Origin of the sequence: Acinetobacter sp. YH16038, from assembly GCF_013417275.1 — a bacterium.
In the GTDB taxonomy this organism is placed as follows: Bacteria; Pseudomonadota; Gammaproteobacteria; order Pseudomonadales; family Moraxellaceae; genus Acinetobacter.
Genome location: NZ_VPEG01000013.1, coordinates 56,610 through 79,594 on the forward strand (window position 1 = coordinate 56,610; position 22,985 = coordinate 79,594).

Annotated in this window: 19 protein-coding genes; 10 read left to right on the forward strand and 9 right to left on the reverse strand. The window is 42.3% G+C overall.

Features of this window, described 5'->3' with window-relative positions:
• Positions 1-6 precede the first annotated feature (6 nt).
• A complete protein-coding gene (locus FTV34_RS07390) occupies positions 7-1,941 on the forward strand; it encodes an acyltransferase family protein (protein WP_180069661.1) in 1,935 nt (644 codons plus the stop codon).
• Positions 1,942-2,007: 66 nt separating this feature from the next.
• On the opposite strand, the gene FTV34_RS07395 is transcribed toward FTV34_RS07390, so the two are convergent.
• Positions 2,008-3,591 (reverse strand): ATP-binding cassette domain-containing protein, encoded by a 1,584-nt coding sequence (locus tag FTV34_RS07395; protein WP_180069664.1) that lies wholly within the window; start codon positions 3,589-3,591, stop codon positions 2,008-2,010.
• Positions 3,592-3,948: 357 nt separating this feature from the next.
• Here FTV34_RS07395 and FTV34_RS07400 point away from each other — a divergent pair, with 357 nt between their 5' ends.
• Positions 3,949-4,464, forward strand: coding sequence for a DUF1543 domain-containing protein (locus FTV34_RS07400; RefSeq protein WP_180069667.1), 516 nt, complete (start codon positions 3,949-3,951; stop codon positions 4,462-4,464).
• 39 nt (positions 4,465-4,503) lie between these two features.
• Here FTV34_RS07400 and FTV34_RS07405 read toward each other — a convergent pair whose 3' ends face one another.
• The 4 genes from FTV34_RS07405 to FTV34_RS07420 form a co-directional block, all read right to left on the reverse strand.
• Complete coding sequence (locus FTV34_RS07405; protein WP_125278412.1) at positions 4,504-5,034, reverse strand: gamma carbonic anhydrase family protein; 531 nt, start codon at positions 5,032-5,034, stop codon at positions 4,504-4,506.
• A 103-nt stretch (positions 5,035-5,137) separates the two neighbouring features.
• Positions 5,138-6,286, reverse strand: a complete 1,149-nt coding sequence (gene dacC / locus FTV34_RS07410) for a D-alanyl-D-alanine carboxypeptidase PBP5/6 (RefSeq protein ID WP_004782636.1) — start codon at positions 6,284-6,286, stop codon at positions 5,138-5,140.
• Positions 6,287-6,414: 128 nt separating this feature from the next.
• Complete coding sequence (locus tag FTV34_RS07415) at positions 6,415-6,795, reverse strand: MCR_0457 family protein (protein WP_180069669.1); 381 nt, start codon at positions 6,793-6,795, stop codon at positions 6,415-6,417.
• A 159-nt stretch (positions 6,796-6,954) separates the two neighbouring features.
• Positions 6,955-7,326 carry an MCR_0457 family protein gene (locus FTV34_RS07420; protein ID WP_004782632.1) on the reverse strand — a complete coding sequence of 124 codons (372 nt, stop codon included), beginning with the start codon at positions 7,324-7,326 and terminating at the stop codon, positions 6,955-6,957.
• A 108-nt stretch (positions 7,327-7,434) separates the two neighbouring features.
• Here FTV34_RS07420 and surE point away from each other — a divergent pair, with 108 nt between their 5' ends.
• The 3 genes from surE (at position 7,435) to FTV34_RS07435 (ending at position 10,179) form a co-directional block, all read left to right on the forward strand.
• On the forward strand, positions 7,435-8,211 hold the full coding sequence (gene surE / locus FTV34_RS07425) for a 5'/3'-nucleotidase SurE (RefSeq protein WP_180069672.1): 777 nt from the start codon (positions 7,435-7,437) through the stop codon (positions 8,209-8,211).
• 107 nt (positions 8,212-8,318) lie between these two features.
• Positions 8,319-9,158, forward strand: a complete 840-nt coding sequence (locus FTV34_RS07430; RefSeq protein ID WP_180069675.1) for a peptidoglycan DD-metalloendopeptidase family protein — start codon at positions 8,319-8,321, stop codon at positions 9,156-9,158.
• A 91-nt stretch (positions 9,159-9,249) separates the two neighbouring features.
• Positions 9,250-10,179, forward strand: coding sequence for a LysR family transcriptional regulator (locus FTV34_RS07435; RefSeq protein ID WP_034702058.1), 930 nt, complete (start codon positions 9,250-9,252; stop codon positions 10,177-10,179).
• Between the two features lie 57 nt (positions 10,180-10,236).
• Here FTV34_RS07435 and FTV34_RS07440 read toward each other — a convergent pair whose 3' ends face one another.
• Positions 10,237-11,448: an aspartate aminotransferase family protein gene (locus FTV34_RS07440; RefSeq protein WP_034702061.1), complete on the reverse strand. Its 1,212-nt coding sequence runs from the start codon at positions 11,446-11,448 to the stop codon at positions 10,237-10,239.
• Between the two features lie 160 nt (positions 11,449-11,608).
• Between FTV34_RS07440 and grxD the strand changes: the two genes are divergently transcribed.
• Complete coding sequence (gene grxD, locus FTV34_RS07445) at positions 11,609-11,950, forward strand: Grx4 family monothiol glutaredoxin (RefSeq protein WP_034702064.1); 342 nt, start codon at positions 11,609-11,611, stop codon at positions 11,948-11,950.
• A gap of 85 nt (positions 11,951-12,035) precedes the next feature.
• On the opposite strand, the gene FTV34_RS07450 is transcribed toward grxD, so the two are convergent.
• Positions 12,036-14,690, reverse strand: a complete 2,655-nt coding sequence (locus FTV34_RS07450; protein ID WP_180069678.1) for an ATP-binding protein — start codon at positions 14,688-14,690, stop codon at positions 12,036-12,038.
• A 196-nt stretch (positions 14,691-14,886) separates the two neighbouring features.
• On the opposite strand from FTV34_RS07450, the gene FTV34_RS07455 reads away from it, so the two are divergent.
• From FTV34_RS07455 to rpmE, 4 genes are all read left to right on the forward strand, one after another.
• On the forward strand, positions 14,887-17,040 hold the full coding sequence (locus FTV34_RS07455; RefSeq protein WP_180069681.1) for an MFS transporter: 2,154 nt from the start codon (positions 14,887-14,889) through the stop codon (positions 17,038-17,040).
• A 1-nt stretch (position 17,041) separates the two neighbouring features.
• Positions 17,042-17,443, forward strand: coding sequence for a lactoylglutathione lyase (gloA, locus tag FTV34_RS07460; RefSeq protein WP_004782618.1), 402 nt, complete (start codon positions 17,042-17,044; stop codon positions 17,441-17,443).
• A gap of 144 nt (positions 17,444-17,587) precedes the next feature.
• On the forward strand, positions 17,588-18,565 hold the full coding sequence (locus tag FTV34_RS07465) for a bile acid:sodium symporter family protein (RefSeq protein WP_180069684.1): 978 nt from the start codon (positions 17,588-17,590) through the stop codon (positions 18,563-18,565).
• Between the two features lie 203 nt (positions 18,566-18,768).
• The gene (gene rpmE, locus FTV34_RS07470) at positions 18,769-18,993 is read left to right on the forward strand and encodes a 50S ribosomal protein L31 (RefSeq protein ID WP_004782616.1); all 225 of its coding nucleotides are present in this window, start codon (positions 18,769-18,771) and stop codon (positions 18,991-18,993) included.
• 97 nt (positions 18,994-19,090) lie between these two features.
• On the opposite strand, the gene FTV34_RS07475 is transcribed toward rpmE, so the two are convergent.
• Together FTV34_RS07475 and FTV34_RS07480 are read right to left on the reverse strand one after the other, a co-directional pair.
• Positions 19,091-21,256: an EAL domain-containing protein gene (locus FTV34_RS07475; protein WP_180069688.1), complete on the reverse strand. Its 2,166-nt coding sequence runs from the start codon at positions 21,254-21,256 to the stop codon at positions 19,091-19,093.
• Positions 21,238-22,983, reverse strand: coding sequence for a GTPase (locus FTV34_RS07480; RefSeq protein WP_180069690.1), 1,746 nt, complete (start codon positions 22,981-22,983; stop codon positions 21,238-21,240). The genes FTV34_RS07475 and FTV34_RS07480 overlap by 19 nt, the downstream gene beginning before the upstream one ends.
• Positions 22,984-22,985 lie beyond the last annotated feature (2 nt).

A 22,985-nucleotide genomic window follows, 5' to 3' on the forward strand; every position in this document is an offset into this window, starting at 1 on the left:
ATTCCAATGAAATTCAGAACAGACATTAATGGCCTCAGAGCAATTGCCGTGATTGCAGTCATGCTATTTCATTTTAATGCGGCCTGGATGCCTGGCGGTTTTGTTGGAGTAGATGTCTTCTTTGTGATTTCAGGCTTTTTAATGACTGGAATCATATTTAAAGATTTAGAACATGAAAAATTTTCTATTCTGAAATTTTATGTGGCTCGTGCGAATCGGATTATTCCGGCTTTGGCCGCGCTGTGTCTGGTATTAATGATTTTTGGCTGGTTTTATCTGACACCTTTTGATTACAAGTTATTGGGTAAGCATGCTGCGAGTAGCATGACTTTTTTATCCAATATCAGTTACTGGAAGGAATCCGGTTATTTTGAGGCAGGCACTCACGAAAAGTGGTTATTACATACCTGGTCACTTTCCGTCGAATGGCAATTCTATATGATTTATCCGCTCGTTCTCATTGCCATGCGCAAGTTCATGTCCATCCAGACCATGAAATTTATGCTGCTGGCAGGAACAATTTTAGGATTCATCCTATCAATAATCGCTACCTATAAATGGCCAAACCCGGCTTATTTCCTGTTACCTACCAGAGCCTGGGAAATGATGATCGGGGGAATTGCTTATCTTTACCCTTTGACCTTGCAGGAAAATAAGAAAAGGTTGCTGGAAGGAACGGGATTGGCACTTATACTGGGGTCTTATTTCTTCATTTCAGCAGAAGATTTGTGGCCTGGCTATCTGGCAGTTTTTCCTGTTATCGGCACTTTTCTGATGATTCAGTCACATCGAAATGACAGCGTTATTACCAATAATATTGTGTTTCAAAAATTAGGGACCTGGTCTTATTCTATTTACCTCTGGCACTGGCCTTTGGTGGTTCTGATCTATATCTACTCATTGCCTGAATATTATGTGTATGCCGGAATAGTACTTTCTATAGTGTTAGGTTTTCTGAGCTATAAGTATATTGAGCAGATTAAATTACCTTCATACCATCAATGGAAAGATATTTATCGTATAAAACCACTTTATTTTTCTCTAGTGCTCATGAGCTTAGGAGTTACTTTAAATATATTTAATGGTTTTAATACAGATCTGCGCCAAGGTGCAGCATCAGAACAGGCGAAATTCTTAGATTATTATAATGAAAAATTCAAAAATTTAAGGGATGCATACTGGCTGAAATGTGATACTTACGTGAGCCTGACTGAGCATAATAGTTATGATCCTGATCCGGTCTGTATCACGAAACAAAAGGAAGGCGGGGTGTTTTTATGGGGAGATTCTCATGCTGAGGCACTTTCTTTAGGGCTGAGGACATTACTGAAATCCAATGATATCCCTTTTTATCAGAAAACCTCTTCCATTTGCAGGGCATCGCTGACCGAGATTAACTATCATAAAGGGGCTTATAAAGAAGCCTGTGATTATTCCAATAAACTGGCACTAAAGAGCATCGCAGAACTTAAGCCCAAAATTGTGGTGATCACCCAAGCCCTGAAACACGACGAAACCAATTGGGAAAATATCGGGACAAGTTTACTTCAGCTTGGCGTATCCAATATCGTCATTGTGGGGCCAATTTCGCAATGGAAACCTTCACTTCCTAAAGTGATGGTGAAACCGAAAAACTGGAATAGTACTGAAGATTTTATATTTGATGCCGGGCTGGATCTAAGAGCAGTTCAGGTAGACGAGAAAATGAAAAAATTACAATATCCTCAGGGAATTACTTATATTTCTCTTATTGATCATCTATGTAAAAAAGATGATGTTCAGCAGCAATACAAATGTCGGATTCGGGCAGCTCAAGGAGAAGACCTGCTTCAGGTGGATTATGGACACCTAAGTGAATCAGGCTCTTTATTTGTAGGGAATACCATACTGTCAAAATACTTATTAAATTTATATTCTCAGGGTGTGACTACAAATCAATAAGCTTATTTCCTGTGATTGATCAGCCACCCATTGAGGTGGCTTTTACATATATAAGTTTGATGAAGATTATCCATTTATTTTGAATACTTCAGTGATGCTGCAATCACGCACAAACTGTTCATCGTGTGAAACTAAAATCACAGCGCCGGCATAAGACCGAATTGCACTTGCCAACAAAGCTTTAGACTCAATATCCAGATGATTTTCTGGCTCATCCAATAATAAAAGTTCGGGTTGAGGAGAGACCTGGCTAAGACCTAATAACGCCACTTTCAGCTTTTCACCACCACTTAACTGAGACAAAGGATAAGTACCTTTATCACCACGAATTCTGAGTTGGCCTAATAAATTACGCCATTCCACTTCCGGAATATCGGGATTCATCTGCCTTAAATTTTCAATCGCACTTAATGCCTCATTGAGAAAACTAAAATTTTGATCCAGATAAAAACAGTTTCGTGCCAGAAAGATTTGATCCAGAGGTTGCTGCTTTTGTTGGGCGATCAGTTTCAGCAAAGTGGATTTACCAATTCCGTTTCGGCCTATAATATGGATCTTTTCAGCTGCACTTAAAGCAAGATTCACAGGCTGTGGAGTACCAAAAGGAAGCTTTAACTCTTTAACCCGCAGAATTTCACCAGACTGTGGTTTAAGGTCTGGAAATTGAAATAGCTGAGGTTTTATCTTTTCGAGTTGCTGCTTTTGAAATTTTAACTCAGATTGTTCATTGGAAATTTGCCGTTGGTGCTGTGCCTGAACTTTACCTATACTTTGACCAGCCTGTTCTTTTTTAAAGTCTAAAAGCACTTTGGCTTGGGAATTCGAATCACGTAATTTGTTTCCGGCACGTTCCCGCTTTTGTGCTTTCATTAAAACGTCATGCTGCTTGTGCTTCATCTGTTTAATATCACGCTGACTCTGCTGAATTGACTGTTCGAGTGAAGTGACATTTTTCTGATACTGTTCAAAAAACTCCACATAGTTTCCTGTAGAGTGCTGTAATCCATGCTCATTTAAATAATAAATATGATCAACCTGATCTAGCAAAGTCCGGTCATGACTAATGATCAATGCACCAGCAGGATGTAAGTTTAAATGCTCTATTAACCATGTCCGTGCTTCACGATCCAGATGGTTGCTTGGCTCATCCAGCAATAAATAATATTCAGGCTTTAAGAACAAGCTACATAAAGCAAGTTTGGTCTTTTGGCCCTCACTCAAATATTGCACAGGAAAGTCCAGATCGGTGGGTAATTGTGCTGAGCTCAACAGTTGCTGCCATTCATGCGGCAAGTGCCAACTATCCTCAAGTAGCTCATAATCCTCGAAACTGGCTGTACCATGTTCAACATTTTTAAAAGCACGATGTAATTGACTTACTTCGAGTGCTTCAGCAATTGTGGCTGCCTTTAACCGATGCAATTGTGGTAGATAGGCATGATGCATTTGCCAGGAAACTTGGCCTGAGCAATGTGGAGAAGAATGCTGAGCCTGATACAAAAGCTGCATGAGCAAAGACTTACCTTGTCCATTACGGCCAATTAAAGCGCTGACCTGAGCTTTAGGAAGGGTAAAATTTAAATTCTGAAATATGACTTTGGAAGGGAATTCTAAAGTCAGACTGGATATTACACATGCCTGCTGAGTCATAAATAACCTCATAAATACAGGATGCACAAAATAAACAAGAGATTTTTTCTAGAAAAGATCAAGCCAGACGATCTATTTTGCACATCAATCTAAAAATAATCGTTGATGAGAAAAATAGACTTACTTCATTGGCGTGACTCACTTATAAGAGAAGGGGAATTTGGACCTTATTTTAATACAAATAATCTTGCTTAAAAATAGATCAGATTAGGATTTTTTATCCAATATATTGATGCTGATTTAATTGAATTTCACGATTTTAAAAATATGGGATGATTTACTTGAAGTTGAACGAGTAAGTTTCATTTACACTATGCGGATAAAGTCTTCCCTATTTTGCTTTTAAAGGATTTTTTTATGTCTGAACTTAAGCTCTACATTACTTTATTGGGCGGCAAGCATGAAAAAGCCAATGTAGAAGTACATGATGTAGTTCCGGTCATTAGTTTAGATATTAAGACAGCTTTTCCATATCTGAAGGAACAATGGTTTGGTGTGCAAAAAGGCCTGCATGTCGATGGTTGGATGACGATCAATGGTGTCAACTATCAGGATCTGAATTATCAGGTTCAGGTGACGGACATACCTGTAAAACAGGATTTAAAACTATTCCTGATCAATCTGGGTGCTTATGTGCCAGATCAGTTTGGTGAAATCCATAAATATCTGGTAGTTGCTGCAAAAAATAAGACTGAGGCTAAAGCACAAGGCAAGCTGGCCATTGAAAAGACCTGGTTTAAACCTCATACCGATGCCGTGATTGATGTAGATGATTGCTTAGAACTGAACAGGATTGACCAGAAATTTGTGCATCTGGTAGAGGGAGACTTTGAAGCCAATAGTTTTAAGAATGATTATGTAATTATTCCTTAATTAAGATAAGGCTACGTAAAGTAGCCTTAATTTATCGATTTATTTGTAATGGCCTGAGACTTTCACATAGTTTTGTGCTGAATAAGGCAAGAAAGCTATTTCCTTTTCAGTCAGTGGACGCACTTTTTTGACTGGACTGCCTACATACAAGTATCCACTTTCTAATACCTTATTCGGTGGTACCAGTGAACCCGCTCCAATCATCACATCATCTTCAACGATTACATCATCGAGAATAATTGTACCGATACCCACTAAAACACGATTACCAATGGTACAGCCATGTAATTTTACATGATGACCAATCGTCACATCTTCACCAATAATCAGTGGTGAACCTTCAGGTTTATCCGCCTTTTTATGACTCACATGCAACATAGAATGATCTTGTACATTCGAGTTCTTGCCAATACGAATATGATTCACATCACCACGAATTACGGCAAAAGGCCACACAGATACATTTTCGCCTAAAACGACATCACCTACGACCACCGCCATCGGATCGATATAACAAGAGTCAGCGACTTGCGGGCGAGTATCCAGATAAGGGCGAATGTTTTGGCTCATGTCAGTATCATCCTGAAAGTTTATAAGCATTATAAAATAAAAAAGCACACATTCGATGAATGTGTGCTTTGGCTTTAGTAAGATCTAATATTGATAATAAATATTAGAACAGGTTACTAAAGAATTGTTTGATATGATCCAGCATGCGGGCAAAGAAACCAGCTTCTTCAACTGCTTTCAGTGCAACAAGTGGTTTCTCAGCAATCACTTTGCCGTTTAAAGTCGCCACATATTTACCTACGACTTGACCTGGTTGTAAAGGCGCAGTCAGTTTAGGCTGAACGACTAATTGAGTCTTGATGGCATTGGCCTGACCTTTAGGCATAGTCACATTAAAGTTTTCTGCAAGACCGATCTGCACTTCATTTTCCTTACCAAACCAGACTTTAGACTTGGCTAGAACCTGTTTAGCGGGTTGAACATTTTTGGTTTCAAAGTTTGCATAACCCCAAGCCAGAAGTTCACGTGTTTGCGATGCACGTTCATTCATGGTTGGTGCACCGAAAATCACTGAAATCAGACGAGTCGGACCACGTTTAGAAGAAGTCGTTAAACAGTAACCGGCTTCATCAGTATGACCAGTTTTCAAACCATCTACACTTGGATCAGTATAGAGCAGGGCATTACGGTTGCCTTGCTTAATCCCGTTAAAAGTAAACTCTTTTTCAGAGTAGATTGGATAGTATTTTGAACTGTCTTTGATGATGTGCTGAGCCAAAGTTGCCATATCTTTCGCAGTCGAATAATGGCCTTCAGCTGGCATACCAGTCGAGTTGATGAAGCTGGTATTGGTCATGCCAATCCGTTTCGCTTCCTGGTTCATCATATGTGCAAAGGTACCCTCGTTCCCTGCAATATGTTCAGCCATCGCCTTAGATGCATCGTTACCGGACTGGATAATAATCCCGCGCAACATTTCTAGTGCAGTCGCCGTACCATTTAAAGGTACATACATACATGATTCTGCACTGCTACCACGGCACCATGCAGATTCATTCATGCGAACCTGTTCATCTTCAGTCAGCTCACCACTTAATAACTTCTGCTCGATGATGTAACTGGTCATCATCTTGGTCATTGAAGCAGGGGCTAATTTTTCATTTTCATTTTTTGATGCGAGAATTTGCCCTGTCTCGTAGTCCATTAGCACATAAGATTTATTATTCAATTCTGGTGGTGCAGATAAGACAGTTGCTGCAAAGCTAAAACTAGGAATTAATAATAATGCAGCAAGGGCAGTTTTTTGGGTCATTTCTAGTGGGTTCCAATATCTTGATGTAAGCACGAAGAGCCTAGCATTTTAGGACAAAGCTAGGCTGACTTCTATGGGAAACCCGGGGTTATTTCAAAAGTATTGTAAGCAATCACGCAAAAAGTGGATTATTTACTGTAGCTCACCAACTCATTGCAAATGGCCTGATTCTTTTTCTTGCCAGCCTTTTTGGCGTCGCTCTGTGCTTCGGCCAGAATGTTACGGAAATCTGACTGTTTTACCATCTGGTTCAGGCGCTCAACCGGATTTTTTTGGCCGGGCAAATATTCAGTCACCAGCTGGTTATACCCCTGATTGAATTTTGCTTTGTCTTTGACCATGCTTGGGCAAATTTCAGAAAGGACATAAATTGCAGCTAATTCTTGCTTGGTGATTTCCTGACTCGGGGTGACTTCAATATTTTCATTTGCTGCATAAACCGAGCTGCCCCAAAGTGTCATACCAGCAACAACAGATAAACTTAAACTTTTAATTAATGTACGTTTCATCAAAAAACTCAAAAATTACATGTAGAACAATAATTTGTTAGCTTAAAGATATTTTTAAAATTGAAAAGAGGGGAAATGTAGTGAAGCTGTAGAATTATGAAGAAATGTGTAAGAGAAAAAAGACGATGCTGGCATCGTCTCATTTCAGTGAGAAAGACCTTATTCCTGATAAGCTAAAACGTCTTCACACGCTGTTTTTTGTTCGTCTTTTGCAGTCTGTTTTGCACCTTGACGTGCTTCTTCAAGCACAGTCTTGTATTCACTGTCTGCCTGAAGTTTTTGATAGGTCATCGATTTGTCTGAGTATTCTTTTAGATAAGATTGAATCAGCTGCTGAATCGTTGTATCGAATTTTGCATTCTGACCAATAATGCCCGGGCATACTTCAATCATTACCTGTGCAGATGCGACATCTTCTTTCACGATCATGTCATTTTCTTCAGCTGTCAAATCATTGGCAATAACTGCAGGAGAAACAAAAGTTGCCAAACTTAAAGCCAAAGTACCCCAAAGAGAGAATTTTTTCATCATCTTAAGCCATATGTATTAATGGATATCGTGCTACAAATATATATAATTCCTGAACTAATACAATGAAATGTCCTAGCGAGTCATTTTTTAGCTCAACGAGATTTTGCAGTGAATATATTAATTTCCAATGATGATGGCGTTTTTGCACCAGGTATACAGGCACTGGCGCAGGCCTTGAGGCCTTTAGGACGTGTTGTGGTGGTAGCTCCAGAAAGTGAACGTAGCGGATTTTCCAGTGCACTGACTTTAGACCGACCATTAAGACCGATCCAGATTTCTCCCGATGTATGGGCGGTTAATGGCACGCCGGCTGACTGTGTCTATCTGGCCATGAACGGCTTATTTGATGTTGAATTCGATCTGGTGGTCAGCGGCATTAACAGTGGTGCCAATCTGGGAGATGATGTGCTGTACTCGGGTACGGTGGGGGCTGCATTTGAAGGCCGTCTGGCCAAACAACCTGCATTAGCAGTTTCTCTATGTGGGCAAAACGTTCGATCTTATACCTCACCAGAAGATTATCGCATTGCAGCGCAATGGGTGCATGATTTTATTGCGGCAGGTTTGCCGACTTTGCCTGAGCGGCATATTTTTAATGTGAATATTCCTGATATGGCTGAGCTGAAAGGAACTAAAGTGACCTTTCAGGGACGCCGTAGCCAGTCCAAACCGATTACCAGTCATGTAGATCCACGTGGTCGCCAGGTTTACTGGATTGGGCTATCGGGTGAAGCAGTCGCAATGCCAAAACATAAAGGAACTGAAATCGAGTCAGACTTTTTTGCAATTGCCAATGGCTATGTAAGCGTGACGCCAATTCAGATGGATGCCACAAACTATGACACACTTCACACTTTGCAAGCCCAGATTCTAAATAAAATCTAATGAATGTTATAAGTTTGTGAAAAATGAAAGCTTACAAGTATATTGTAGTAAAACTTTGCTAATCTTACTGGGTTTTTGCAACCGTATAGATGTTAGAGAGGAAGATAATGTCCTTGGTGTCACCGAAATACTTCATTCATGCTTCACCATCCAGCTTCATCAAAACTCTGGTTTTGTCCACTGTGGTTGTTTCCACAATGATTATTACTGGTTGTGCCACTAAACCTCAGGTCAATAATATGACCCGCTATGCCGCAGCGCCTGACTTCTATACGGTACGCTCTGGGGATACTTTGAGTGGCATTGCAGCACGTTATGGTCTGAGCTATATCAGTGTGGCAGAGATGAATGATATTGCTCCACCGTATCGTATTTATGTGGGTCAGTCGATTCGCCTGAAAAATAACACTACTGCGCGCCGTACTACAGCGCCTCAACCTGTTACCCAAGCTGCCCCGATTCAGCGTCAAACGATTGCGATTCCAGCGCCAACCACTCCAGCTCCAACGACTGTTAAGACTACGCCAAAACCTGCCACCACTACTTCTGCACCGATTACCCCAGTATCGACAGCAGCGGGATTACGTTGGGTCAAGCCATCAAATGGTCCGGTATTACAAAACTATGATCTGGCTGCAAATATCAAAGGTACCCGTTATGGCGGTAATGTCGGAGATCCGGTCTTTGCTGCAGCAGATGGGCAGGTGGTATATGCAGCAGATGGCCTGAAGGAATATGGTAATCTGGTATTAGTTAAACATATTAATGGCTATATCACCGCTTATGCGCATAACAGTAAATTAAGCGTGAAAAGTGGCCAAAATGTAACGGCTGGTCAAAAAATTGCCGAGATGGGGGCGACTGGTACAACCCGTACTATGCTTGAGTTTCAGGTTCGCTTAGACGGAAAACCGATTAATCCAACAGCAGTTTTACCAAATAATTAAATAAATAATGCAAAACGTAAATTTCACCGTATAATACAATGAGTTGCTTTTATCAAAAGATGAAGCATCTCATAAGTTTAGAGGGGAATTTATGTTAGATCAACTTCGAGCAATGGGTGTCTTTGCTTGTGTTGTGGAAAAGAACTCGTTTAGCGGTGCTGCACGTGAGCTAGGGATTACAACCAGCGCCGTGAGTCAACAAATTCGCTCTTTAGAACAGGATATGGAAGTTGTACTTCTAAATCGTTCTACGAGAAAATTAAGTCTGACCGAAGCGGGACAAGCTTTTTTTCACAGCTGCCAGGAAATGTTGTCTGCTGCTGAGCGTGGAAAGGTTCGCATTAACGAGTTACGTGATGATCTTGTTGGTGAACTTCGTATTGTATCCTTACCGGAAGTATGTGCGAATCATGTGATTCCTGCACTTTCTCACTGGATGTCCGCACACCGTGGCCTGACAGTCCACCTGGAAACAAACAATCATGAGGTTGATTTGTTGGAAGGGCGTATTGATATTGCCCTGCGATTTGACCAGAACGATGATGATCACAACCTTCAGGTTGTGCCATTAATGCAGATTGAACAGATTCTTGTTGCTGCGCCAAGCTATATTAACCAGACCGCCATTATCTCGCGTCCTGAAGACCTGAAACATCATGATGTTTTGCCTTTAACGCATATTAAAAATCATCAGAATTTCAGTTTTCAGCATGTGCATAGTGCAGAAAAGGTTGAATTTGAACTGAGCTCACGCTTTAGTACCAATAACAGCCTGGTTGCAAAAGCTATGTGCCTGCAAGGCAATGGGGTTGCTAAGATTTTATATCTTGATGTTAAAAAAGATTTATTAAATGGTTCACTGATTGAAGTCTTGCCTGAATGGAAACTTCCGCCAGTCACCCTTTATGCAGTTATGCCTAATCGAGAACAGCAACCGACTAAAGTCCTGCGCTGTCTGGAGGCATTGAAACAATATTTTAGCCAGATCTCTGGTGGACGTTTGTTACAAGTCGCATCATAAATTCCCTATAAACAAAAAAGCCGCTTTAAAGCGGCTTTTTTGTTGTTCAAGATAGACTTAAGCAAGATAAGCCTTGATCATTTTCACTAAACGTTCGATCAGTTGATCGGCCTGTTCCTGAGTAATGTTCAGGGTAGGCAACAGACGAACGACATTACCTGCAGTCACGTTGATAATGGTTTTGTATTCATCGCGTGCAATATCCACCAGCTCACCGCAGTCTTTAGGCAACTCAATCCCGATCATCAGACCGAAACCGCGTACAGTCACTTGATGATCTGCAAGCTGGTTACGTAACTGCTCAACAATATATGCACCTTTTTCAGCGGCATTGGCCACGATATTCTCTTTTTGCATAATATCGATAATGGTATAAACCACGCGTGAACCCAATGCAGTACCGCTATAAGTCGAACCGTGGTTACCCGCAGTCAAAACACCGACACCACGACCTTGAGTCATCACGGCACCAATCGGGAAGCCATTGCCCAGACCTTTAGCTGTGGTCAGTACATCCGGCACAATATTGGTGTGCTGATAAGCAAAATATTTACCGGTACGGCCATTACCTGTTTGTACTTCATCCAGCATCATTAACCAGTTGTGCTGATTACAGATCTGACGGATTTCTTCTAGGTAGCTAAAGCCTTGCGGTGCAGTGTTGACACCACCTTCACCCTGAATCGGTTCAACCAGAATAGCCACGATATCCGGATGGTTAATTGCAGCTTCTTCAATGGCTTCAATATCACCAAAAGGTACACGAATAAAACCTTCAACCAATGGACCAAAGCCTTGTTGAACTTTTTTGTTACCCGTTGCAGATAGGGTTGCCAGCGTACGGCCATGGAAAGATTTGTCAGCTACAATAATTTTTGGTGACGCAATACCTTGCATATGACCGAATTTACGCGCAATTTTGATAGCGCCTTCGTTCGATTCTGCACCACTGTTGGAGAAGAAAACTTCTTCCATGCCAGCGACTTCAGCCAGTTTCTGTGCAGCAGCAGTTTGCCAAGGCACTTCAAAAAGGTTGCTGGTATGAATCAGGGTTGCAGCTTGTTCCGCAATTGCTTCAGCAATCACTGGATGAGCATGACCCAAACCGCAAACGGCGATCCCAGTTAAGGCATCTAAATACTCTGTACCATCTTCGGTATAAAGATATGCACCTCGTCCTCGGACAAAGCTGATCGGTTGACGACCAAAGACTGGCATCAAATGTGAAGGTTGATCAGTTTGTACCGGAGCGAGGGTAATATTGTTCATGACTAACTCTTTACTGTTAGGTGGAAAGAAAAACTTATATAAGCAAAAACTTGGTCAGATTTAAAGGGTAATTGTAAATAAAAATGGATTTATTACTTTAGACGTACTGTTTTTCTTTGTTTTGGGTATAATGCGAGACAGATTAGTTGAGGATTTATCAATGACTGAACAAGCACGCGATACCGAAGCGTTAATTCGTGACCAAATTGCCAAGCACGCAGTACTTCTTTATATGAAAGGCACACCACAATTTCCACAATGTGGTTTTTCTGCACGTGCGGTAGAAGCACTCAGTCAAATTGGTCGTCCATTTGCTTATGTTAATATTCTGGAAAACCCGGATATTCGTGCAACTCTGCCACAAATTGCGAACTGGCCGACATTCCCACAACTTTGGATCAATGGTGAATTGATCGGTGGTAGTGACATCATGCTCGAAATGTTCCAAAAAGGTGAATTACAGCCTTTAGTAGAGCAATACAGTCCAGCACCTGAAGCTTAATCCTTGGATTAAACTGATAGATGTGAAAAAGCGCTTCCGAGAGAAGCGCTTTTTTTATGGGTGAATAGTGAGGCAGGGGGCAGAATTAATCTTCTGCCTGCTGACCCTCAGATTTTTCTAGTTCTTTTGATTCAGCAACCAAGGCCTCAGCTAAGGTATCTGGATCGGTCAGAACTTCCTTTATAGGCGCCTTATCTTTTTTCTTTTTCTTCTTTTTTTTCTTTTTCTTAGGTTCTTCCTCAAACTCGGCACCATCTTCAATGGCTTGCCAGTATTCGAGTTGTTCCATCACAGCAGCAAAGATCGAGTTTTTGCTATAACGGCCTTTCTTGTCCATAGTCCCGACCGGACGTGCCATCAGGATTTCCAAAGCCTGCGCGATATTATCAATGGCATGAATATGGAATTGACCATCTTCGACTGCAGCAATGACATCTTTACGTAACATCAGATGCTGCATATTTTGTCGTGGAATAATCACACCCTGCTTACCTGTCAGGCCTTGCAACTTACAGGCATCGAAGAAACCTTCAATCTTCGCATTGACACCACCAATCGGTTGTACTTGACCAAGCTGGTTCATAGAACCGGTAATCGCCCAGGACTGGTCGATCGGTAACTGACTAATCGCAGAAATCAGCGCTGAAAGTTCAGCAACTGTCGCGCTGTCACCATCCACCTGACCATAGCTTTGTTCGAAAGCTAAAGCGGCAGAGAAGTGCAGGGTCTGTTCACGACCAAAATGGGCTTTTAGAAAGGAGGCCATCAATAGCACGCCCTTAGCATGCAAAGAACCGCCAAGTTCTACACTACGTTCGATATCCAGAATATCACCGCCACCTTGATATACAGAAGCAGTTAAGCGTGAAGGTAGACCAAATTCAACATCTGCATAATGAATCACAGACAGCGCATTGATTTGGCCTAGACGATGACCGCGAGTTTCAATCAGTTGAGTGCCACGGGTCAGATCTTGCCAGAATAGCTCACGTAAATAGCCTAAGCGATATTTACGATGATCCAGTGCGGTATTGATATGCTTTTCTGACACCATCTTATCACCCGCTTCGAATGCATGATGATGCGCTTCACGAATCAGGTCGCCCAGCGTTAATGCATGTAGTGACAGGGAACTCTGATCTTCAGCCTGACGACTTGAGTCGGTCAGCAGGGCAGATAATGCAGAACGGTCAAATGGTAATAATTTATCTGATTGCACATAGTCAGCAATGAGCTGCATATAGGCTTGCTCATTTTCATCATTACGTTGCAAGGTATCGGTAAAATCAGCACGGATTTTAAAGATACTGCCTAGTTCTGGTTCAAGTTCCAGAATTTCATAATAAATTTCTGGCTCTGCCAGCAGCACCACTTTGATATTCAGCGGAATAGAAGCTGGTTCAATGGAAATGCTACCGGTGAGAGTCAGCATATGCTCTAAAGATGAAAGCTTGAGATGCCCAGATTTCAAGGCACGTTTCAGACCTTGCCATGCATAAGGCTGTTCCAATAGTTGTTCAGCTTCAAGCATCAGGAAACCGCCATTGGCATTATGCAAGGAGCCGGGACGGATCAAGGTGAAATCTGTAGTAATCGTACCATTTTGGGTCAACTGTTCCACATGACCCAATAGATTGTAATGCGTCGGGAAGTCTTCAAAGATAACGGGTGCGCCGCTATTTGGCTTATGGGTGACGATCACATTGGCCTGGAAGCGCGCTGGTACGCGACTAAACTGGGCAGGGGTAAAATCATCTTCTTCCTGTTCTAATACAATTTCGACATTATTAATAATGTCTTCAGCATATTGCTTCAGATATTGTTCTAGACCTTCGACATGCTTGAATTTAGTCAGCATCTGCTCAACGCGTGGCATCACTACCTGTTTAGCGATATCACGGTTCAATACTTGAACACGGTCACGCGCATCATCTTCCAGATCGCCTAAATGAAGGCCTAGGCGTTCCAGTTTCTTGTCCATGTAACGCATGTTTGACGCGATTTCAGCACGATCTTTATTGCTTAAAGCATTCAAATCTTCCTGAGACATTTCCTGTACTTTGTCATCTTTCAGATGAATTGGCACAAAACAATGCTCATCATTGCGGGAAATCAGTTTCAGATCGAGTTCTTCACCTTCACGGGTCAGTTCAATCAGTGCGAGTTGCTGTTCATCACCCGTTTCCTGGCGAATCATTTCAATCCGGTTATGATAGCTTTCCGCAGTAAAACGGCACTCCAGCTGTTTTAGAATGGATTGCCAGCTTTGATGCAGCATCGTCTGAAACTTGGGTCCCTGACCGGCTGGGAATTCCAGTGCGATAGGCTGACGAGGATTCTGAAAATTATTGACATAAACCCAGTCATTAGGCGTTTGCATGGTTTTGGCATGTTGCTGCAACAAACGCTTCACCATGGTGCGTTTGCCGAGTCCTGCTGTACCCACGGCAAAGATGTTATAGCCTGAATATGGCAGGGCAATACCGGCTTCAACCGAAGCACGGGCACGGTCCTGGCCTAAAAAATTATTTAAAGGCTTGATTCGTTTGGTCGATGCCGGGATTTTATCCGGATCGGCAATACGCGTCAGTTGTACCGGTTTCAGGCATGTCTTTTCAAGGGTTGGTGTAATTTCGCTTTGTTCAAAGGCTGAGATAAGTAGGTCGGAGCTGATGTTTTGTTGAGATATAGTTGTATTACTTGAAATTGAAGAATGAATTTGATCGAGTCTCTGAGTCACTGTTGAAAGTCCAAAACGAAATATGACGTGGATAAGGTTTAAGGTATACAGATTTACTTGAAAAATTCAAGCCAACATGTCAGTTTTGCCACAAAATAAAAAATCGGGCATGCGAGAAATATATAAATTTTGTTGAAAGATACGTTATTAAAGGATTGAATAGCAGCAATTGGTTTTCGTGGAAAATAACAAGGCAATGACAACACAAACGACGGGTTGGAAATCCGCATTTACAGCATTTCTGGATCGACGTGCCCTGATCATGCTGTTTCTCGGATTTTCAGCCGGTGTCCCGATTCTTTTGATTTTTTCCAGTTTGTCTTTATGGCTCGGTGAAGCCGGAATCAGTAAAAGTGCCGTGACCTTTTTCAGCTGGGCTGCCCTTGGCTATTCATTCAAGTTCGTCTGGGCGCCACTCATCGATGAATTACCTGTCCCATTTTTGACTAAAGCTTTGGGTAGACGAAGAGCCTGGCTATTGATTGCTCAGATCCTGATTGTAACTGCGATTTCAATTATGGCTTTTTCAGATCCGGCATTGGGGCAGGCACATTTACAGCAGATGGCATTGGGTGCAGTACTGCTAGGGTTCTCGGCGGCAACACAGGATATTGTCATTGATGCTTACCGTATCGAGCTGGCCGAAACCCAGATGCAGACCGTACTGGCTTCCACCTATAACGCGGGTTACCGGATCGGGATGATTGTGGCTGGGGCTGGGGCTCTGTTTCTGGCGGCGTATTTAGGTACGGCCAAAGGCAACTATATTTATGATGCCTGGAAATGGACTTATCTGGCGATGGCGGTGGTTATGCTGGTTGGGATTATTACCACACTGGTCATCCGTGAGCCTCAAGTGGATCGGGCACGTAAAGATTATCAGCGCAGTGATTATTTCCGTCTCGTCGGCGTGTTTTTTGTGGCAGTTATCAGCTTTGTTCTGAGCTATGTCTATTCCGGTGACTTGGTATCTAGTATCACTGCACAGTGGGCAATTCAGGATACTTTTGCCTTGTTCTGTTTTGAGGCTTTACGCTTTATCGGTTCAGGTGCTGTCGCTTTCGGTGTGGGTACGATTCTGGTCAAAATGGGTGCTGTGAATAAGCAAATGGCATTCGAAACCTGGGTCAATCCCGTAGCAGATTTCTTTGATCGCTATGGCTTAAAACTGGCTTTGGTGTTGTTATTGCTGATCGGTTTTTATAGGGTCTCCGATATTATTGCCGGTGTGATTTCCAATGTGTTTTATCAGGATCTGAATTTTAGCAAGGAACAGATTGCTGAAGCTGTGAAAGTGTATGGGGTAATTTTCTCCCTGCTTGGCGGTTTTTTAGGTGGCTTGCTGGCTCAGAAAATGAACATCATGAAACTGATGTTTGTAGGCGCGATTTTGGCCTGTTCAACCAATCTGATTTTTATTGGCTTAGTAAAGTCTGGTGAAAAGCTGGGACAGGTCGAAGTTCAGGTAGGCCAGCAAACCTTTCAGGCAGATACAGATGAAGTCGGTTACTGGAAACTGAATGTACCCACTACTGCTTTTAAAGAGGCCGAACAGATTCAGGTTCGTGCACATTATCTGAATCATCCGGCAGATGCAGTACAAGTCAACCTGCCTTATCTGCAACAGAATGCTTCGCAAGCAGCACAATTACAGCTTCTGCCTGTTACCACAGATAATCTGATCAGTGCCAATGAACAGGAAAATAGCATCGTGGTTCGCGGTCAGTATCTAGGGCCGGATTTAACTGCAGAGCAAAAAATTGTATTAGAGCTGAATGGCGATAAATTCGATGCCAAGCTGGATGAAGAGCGTGTCTTTAGTGCTGCTATTCCTGCCGAGAAACTGATTACTGCACCTGTGAAGCGAATCAATGCAAGCTTAATGCAGCAGGAGCAGCCAATAGTGACCCAGCAGCATTCATATGCTGTGGACTTGTCGCAGACTCAGGCCAATCCGATGGATATTGATATTCAGCCGATTACAATTGGAACAGGCGAGAATGTTGAAATTCAAGGTAAGGTGATTAAACCGTATAGTTCTTGGTGGCTATATTTTGCAATTATTGTCGATAATCTGGCCGCAGGTCTCGCAGGCGCTGCTTTTATTGCCTTTCTGTCCAGTCTGACCAGTGTGTCCTTTACCGCTGTTCAGTATGCTATTTTTAGCTCACTCATGACCTTGACTCCTAAGATTTTAGGTGGATATTCGGGTACTATAGTGACCAATATCGGTTATCCGAATTTCTTCCTGATGACCACTTTAATCGGGATTCCAATCCTGATTCTGGTCGTTTGGGTAGCAAAATTGCTCGGTGAACACCAAAAACAATCTGTAAATAAGGATGATTAATATGCGCATGCTGCATACCATGTTACGTGTAGGCAATCTGGAACAATCACTCAAGTTCTATACTGAGGTTCTTGGTATGACTTTACTTCGTAAGCGTGATTATGAAGAAGGTCGTTTTACCTTGGCTTTTGTGGGTTATGGCGATGAAGAAAATCACACTGTGCTTGAACTGACCCATAACTGGGACACAGAAAGCTATGACCTGGGCAATGGCTACGGTCATATTGCGATTGCGGTAGATGATGCTTATAAAGCTTGTGAAGAAATCAAGGCACGTGGTGGCAATGTTGTTCGTGAAGCTGGCCCAATGAAAGGCGGTGTCACTGTCATTGCATTTGTGGAAGATCCAGACGGCTATAAAATCGAGCTAATCCAGCAAGACAACAACGCACGTAATAACTAAGTGTTATAAAGCGATATATGTGAAATGTATTCATGTATGGATGAAAATATTCCTTCAATCTGAATGCATAACATGGACCCGGCATCTGTTAAGATAGCCGGGTATTTTTTATCGAATAATAAAATTTTGAGGGAAGGACATCAGATGCTTAAACTGCTGGCATTGGACCGCTTTACGATCTTGCTCTTTGTTATGGTGTTACTGGCCAGTGTATTGCCAGTGTCAGGGCAGGCAGCTGAAGTCTTTAGCTGGATCACGACAGCAGCCATTGCGATTCTGTTTTTCCTGCATGGTGCCAAGCTTTCTCGTGAAGCCGTAATTGAAGGCTTAATGCACTGGAAATTACACACTTTGGTCTTTGCCTTGACCTTTGCGCTCTTTCCAATTTTAGGCTTGCTGGCAAAGCCAATCCTATTGCCAATGCTGGGGCAGGAATTATATTGGGGATTCCTGTTTATGTGCTTCTTGCCATCAACCGTACAGTCTTCGATCGCCTTTACCTCAGTGGCTCAGGGAAATATTGCCGGTGCGATCTGTAGTGCCTCTTTTTCCAATATTATCGGGATGTTCATTACCCCGATGCTGGTCACATTCTTTATTCTTGGGCAATCCCAGCATGGCTTTGATCCGACAGCATCGATTCTACAGATTACGCTGCTGTTATTGGTGCCTTTTATTTTAGGCCAGTTACTGCGTCCGTGGATTTTCCCAAAAATGCAGAAAATGCCCAAGATCGTCAAGGTATTCGATCAGGGCTCAATTCTGATGGTGGTTTATGGGGCGTTTAGCAGTGCGGTGGTGGCTGGGCTTTGGCGTGAAGTCAGCTTAAGTACTTTGCTCTTACTGCTGCTGGCATGTTCGGTTTTATTGACCATCGTAATGCTGTTGTCGTTATTTATTCCACGCTGGCTGGGCTTTAATCGTGCCGACCAAAAAACGGTGTTCTTCTGTGGTTCTAAAAAAACGCTGGCCAGTGGTGTACCAATGGCACAGATTCTGTTTATAGGTCAGCCACTTGGCATGATTGTTTTACCGATTATGATTTTTCATCAAATCCAGCTCATGGCCTGCGGTGTGATTGCGAATCTCTGGGCCAAACAGGCGGTACATACAGAAGAATAATTCGCTTATTGGATTTGTTTGCCGTATAATACTGCCCAACTTGTTGTGCTTAGCTCTGACGGTATCCGTCTCGGTGGGCCAAAAGAATGGTCTGTTGTGGTGTTGATCTGCCTGAATCCTGATTCTGGCCCTTCCTCAATACTTGAGAGTGATCAATTGCGATGACAGCAAAACCTTCTTTCATCTTAATGGAGTAATCGACGATGCGCGCCGATATTCACCCAAAATACGAAAAACTAGTTGCTACTTGTTCATGTGGTAACGTAATCGAAACTCGTTCAGCTGTTGGTAAAGAAACTCTTTACCTAGACGTATGCTCAGCTTGCCACCCATTCTACACTGGTAAGCAAAAGAACGTTGACACTGGCGGCCGTATCGACAAGTTCAAACAACGTTTTGCTGGTATGTCACGTTCTGTTAAACGTTAATACCCAAAATGAAAAAACGGGCTTTATGCCCGTTTTTTTATGCCTGCAATTTAGAAAAACATTTCACGTTTCTAGATTGAAAGGCGAGTACAAGACCTTAGTGGTCTTGTACATCAATCAGATGATCCAGTTTTTTCTGGAAATAATCACCCTGAATAAAGCGGGCATCGACGTTCCAGGCATTCGCAAATAAGGTCATGTCATTCAGTTCACGAATCATGATATTCACTGGTTTGATTTCATTGTATGTGGTGATTTTTTCCTGTAGCTGTTCAATTTCAGCATCATTGTTCAGCATCTTGGTCAGTTTGCTATCCAGGCTCAGACCATTGATATCGAACTCCCGTAACAGGGTTTCACTATACATAGAGTGACCAAAGTTACGAATCGCAATCCGCGCGCCATGTTCACGTAAGATACGTAAATATTTCTGCGCATCCTGCTGATTCATCAGGATATCTTCTTCTGAGAACTGTAAAGTTAAAGGATGTTCGACTTTACTGCGAATAATGGTAATTAGTTTGGAAATAAACTCAGGGAAAGTACGGTCTTTAAATAGCACCGCACGGTTCAGGTTCACGATTAAACGGGCATCCGGATACTGAGTAATAAAGTTGTGCAACTGCTTGCTTGATTCAACCAGAATCCAACGATCCAGTTTAATAGACAATTCATCATCTTCATTAAGTTCCATCAAGGAAGAAATATCCTGCCATTTATTTTCAAAGATAAAGCCACTAGTCACCTCATACATATAGAGGTTGGTATCTTCTTTATCATACAGCTGTTGATATTTCAGATGAATTTCACCACGTTCCAGACATTCACGCAGTGCTTTTAATACTGGAGAGGTTGTGAGTGGCACAGTGCTGACTGCCGGACTGACCGGTATGGACTCAGATGCTGGAATAACGGGTTCTGAAACCGTGAAGTCAATGCTCGGCATTGAAATCGATTCCTGAGTCGTTGCAGGAATATCCAGAACAAATTCAGACGTTTTTTGTGCTTGTGGTAAAGGAGTAGAGAAGGCCCGACCGACTAATTCATTACAATGGCTTTCATCACGCAACTCACCGTCAAGCAGGGTATAACCTATGCGTAGATTAAGCGGATAAGTTTGCTGATTCACTGTAATAAGCTGTGGTTTGGTCAATGAACCTAACCCAACAAGTTTGGATTCTAGAATGTCTTGCGCATCTGCCTGAATGATCCCCACCAGAACATCATGTTCCAGTTTAAAGAGTGGAATACGAACCTGCTCTTTTAGAAATTTCTTAACTTCATGGAAATAACCTATGTAGGTCGCCCAATCACCATTCAGGACTTGCGGCTCATACGCAGCAAAGGAGAACGTGATCAATGCATTGGCTTTGGCCGGTTCACGATTGAGTTCACGCTTAAGTGACTGTAAGGTATTTGGCTTGTTTGCAACTTTTTCAGAAGAGGCACTCGCCTGATTAGTCGCTGTATCAATCGTGATTTGAAGTGCATCTTCTTCAGCACTAGATGCCAGAAATTCCAGTTTTAGCGGATTGGCAGCAGCAACATTTGGATTCGAAGAAGTAATATCAAAACGACCTAAATCAAATTGACCCTGAGAAATCTTTTTAAAGCGGGATTTAAAATCATTCAAATCTTGCGGCTGTAACAGGTCTAAAAGTGGCAGACCGATAATATCGTCCTCGCTTTTAAGGCCAAACAGTTTGAGATAATCGGCATTGGCCTGAATATGGATGCCTTCCTGAATGGTTGCGACTGCACGGTTACTATCTTCTACCAGTGATTGTGCCTGGCTTTGTGCAGTTTCCAGTTCTTCCATTAAATGGCGCTGTGCTTGCATCGTACGGCTAAAGGAAAGGGCACGTACCAGATTCAGGAAGAAGCGGTCTGGATAATCCAGATTCAGAATGTCAAAAATGCCTTTACGGATATACTGGGCATATTGTTCAGCCTGATAATCTTCTGGTTTTAACAAAAGAATAGGAAGGTCAGGTTGCTGCGAAAGTTGAACCAGACTTAAGGCCTGTTCATATTTCAGATCATACGCACGACCAAAAATAATCAGGTCCCAGTTAAAGTTTAACTGTTTTTCGAAAGATTGCAGATCATCAAGCAGAACGGCGTCGACCTGATATTCATTACTGGTTAAGAGATCACGGATTTGGTTATATCTAATTTGATTATCATCAATGATCAGTAAACGTGTTTCAGTACGTTTTAACTTTTTAGACAATAATGGATTTCTCACTTCAATGCTTCCCATAAATCGTGATTTCTAGTTTCATTCAATTGCTTATGTATAAAGTTTTCGATGACATCTTCTTCTTGATCATTTAATAATTCATAGTCGAAACGGATAAAACTTTGTGTAATGAGCTGTGCCTTGGTCAGGTAGATTCTGAGTTCTTTTTGGCCAAGTCGTAAATGAATGGTCTGTTTTTCCCTAAACATTTGTGAGCCAGAGACAATAATACTGGTTGAGACCTGATCGAGCTGGGTCATCTGTACCAGAATAGCTGGCTGGTAATTAATACTGTGTTTGTCGGTACGGGCATAAACTGCGCAAGGGAACAGTTCCTGTGCCAGAATTTCCAGACCAATTTCAAGACTTTTATCTGCTGACTGTTTGATCCAGCGAATGACACCGCCACGCCACTGGCTTTGAGACTTTTCCTGAACCAGAATAAATTCGCCAGTTCTCAGATTTGCAGGTGTGATACCTGACCATTTAATCCGGTAACCATTAACACTGATATCGAGAACCTCAGCGGTATGAATCTGTTTGGCTTCGCGATCGAGCGCCTTGATACTGCTGAATCCGCTTGGAACGGCATTATGCATTGAGCTGACAAAACTGCTTTCGCTCTGGAAACCATAATTACCTTCCAGTTCCAGCGTTTCATTAAAGTTTTTACCCTTAGACAGATAAAAATGCGCCACCGTTAAGCCAAAGCAGATATTGATCTGTGCGGAATATTCATAACGTTCATGACGGCGTTCGACATTATTCGAAAGCAGGTTATAGATATGAAAATGCAGGGCAGGTGTCAGGAACAGTTTTTCATTACGTGACAGATACTGGGCATTTTTGCTTTGCGTACCGGTCAGGTGTTCCATCAGGTTTTGTGTCGAAATATAGAAGCTCGGCTGGAAATGCTGACCCTGATGAGAATTCAGTAAAGGCGGATGATCTTTGCTGGCATCGACCACATAACGTGACAGTGTGGTTTCTTTTGGCAGAATCTGAACCAGTTTTGCCCAGTCCGCACTGCATAAATATAATCCCTGAATCTCAGCTGGGCGGATCTGATGGGTATTGAAAATATCCAGCAAAATCAGTCGTGCATAGGCTTGGGTAATATTCTGGATTTCGTGCTGGGTGCCAAGAACCTGATTGATGTTGGTCTGATAGAAATTATTTTCCATCGCACATTCCAGCAACTGATGTGCCGCCAACCACTGGCCAGCGCCAGGTGTGCTATACAGCATATGCTGTTGATAGAGCAGCAGGCTTAACTGTTGCAGGCCATAGTAAATAGACACCATCCGGGCACTTTGCAGGCTTTTCTTTTTGCCCAAGGAAAATAGTGAAAACTTTTGATGATTCAGCTGATGATTACAGCGTTTGGCAATATCTATATAGATTTTGGCAAAATAGCTGCGTAACAGCATAGCCAGCTCAATAATCTGGTCATTGCGATCTGTCGTGATCAGCCCCTGATTGACGAAATGTTTCTCAAGACTGGCCAAAACATTTTCAAGGGTAGGGTGCAATACCTGAATCAGGTCAAAACGCAAGGTTTCCGCACATTTCAGTTCGGAAATTTCCAGTAAAGCACTGAACAGAGACTTGGATGAATTCCCTAATTGCAGGATTGAAATTCCTGCGACCCATTCCTGCAATGCTTTGGCATTTGTGGGACAAAAACTTAGCTGTTCTATGGTGAGTTCAGCCGTTGTCTGAAAAATGTCTGCAGTATGCTTACTCATCT

What these genes read in the sequence shown, in the direction of transcription:
- grxD (WP_034702064.1), top strand. Translation starts at nt 11,609, where the DNA reads ATGACTGAACAAGCACGCGATACCGAAGCGTTAATTCGTGACCAAATT.
- gloA (WP_004782618.1), top strand. Translation starts at nt 17,042, where the DNA reads ATGCGCATGCTGCATACCATGTTACGTGTAGGCAATCTGGAACAATCA.
- FTV34_RS07395 (WP_180069664.1), bottom strand. Translation starts at nt 3,591, where the DNA reads ATGACTCAGCAGGCATGTGTAATATCCAGTCTGACTTTAGAATTCCCT.
- FTV34_RS07430 (WP_180069675.1), top strand. Translation starts at nt 8,319, where the DNA reads ATGTCCTTGGTGTCACCGAAATACTTCATTCATGCTTCACCATCCAGC.
- FTV34_RS07480 (WP_180069690.1), bottom strand. Translation starts at nt 22,983, where the DNA reads ATGAGTAAGCATACTGCAGACATTTTTCAGACAACGGCTGAACTCACC.
- FTV34_RS07475 (WP_180069688.1), bottom strand. Translation starts at nt 21,256, where the DNA reads ATGGGAAGCATTGAAGTGAGAAATCCATTATTGTCTAAAAAGTTAAAA.
- FTV34_RS07390 (WP_180069661.1), top strand. Translation starts at nt 7, where the DNA reads ATGAAATTCAGAACAGACATTAATGGCCTCAGAGCAATTGCCGTGATT.
- dacC (WP_004782636.1), bottom strand. Translation starts at nt 6,286, where the DNA reads ATGACCCAAAAAACTGCCCTTGCTGCATTATTATTAATTCCTAGTTTT.
- FTV34_RS07405 (WP_125278412.1), bottom strand. Translation starts at nt 5,034, where the DNA reads ATGAGCCAAAACATTCGCCCTTATCTGGATACTCGCCCGCAAGTCGCT.
- FTV34_RS07435 (WP_034702058.1), top strand. Translation starts at nt 9,250, where the DNA reads ATGTTAGATCAACTTCGAGCAATGGGTGTCTTTGCTTGTGTTGTGGAA.
- FTV34_RS07465 (WP_180069684.1), top strand. Translation starts at nt 17,588, where the DNA reads ATGCTTAAACTGCTGGCATTGGACCGCTTTACGATCTTGCTCTTTGTT.
- rpmE (WP_004782616.1), top strand. Translation starts at nt 18,769, where the DNA reads ATGCGCGCCGATATTCACCCAAAATACGAAAAACTAGTTGCTACTTGT.
- FTV34_RS07400 (WP_180069667.1), top strand. Translation starts at nt 3,949, where the DNA reads ATGTCTGAACTTAAGCTCTACATTACTTTATTGGGCGGCAAGCATGAA.
- FTV34_RS07455 (WP_180069681.1), top strand. Translation starts at nt 14,887, where the DNA reads ATGACAACACAAACGACGGGTTGGAAATCCGCATTTACAGCATTTCTG.
- FTV34_RS07415 (WP_180069669.1), bottom strand. Translation starts at nt 6,795, where the DNA reads ATGAAACGTACATTAATTAAAAGTTTAAGTTTATCTGTTGTTGCTGGT.
- FTV34_RS07440 (WP_034702061.1), bottom strand. Translation starts at nt 11,448, where the DNA reads ATGAACAATATTACCCTCGCTCCGGTACAAACTGATCAACCTTCACAT.
- FTV34_RS07420 (WP_004782632.1), bottom strand. Translation starts at nt 7,326, where the DNA reads ATGATGAAAAAATTCTCTCTTTGGGGTACTTTGGCTTTAAGTTTGGCA.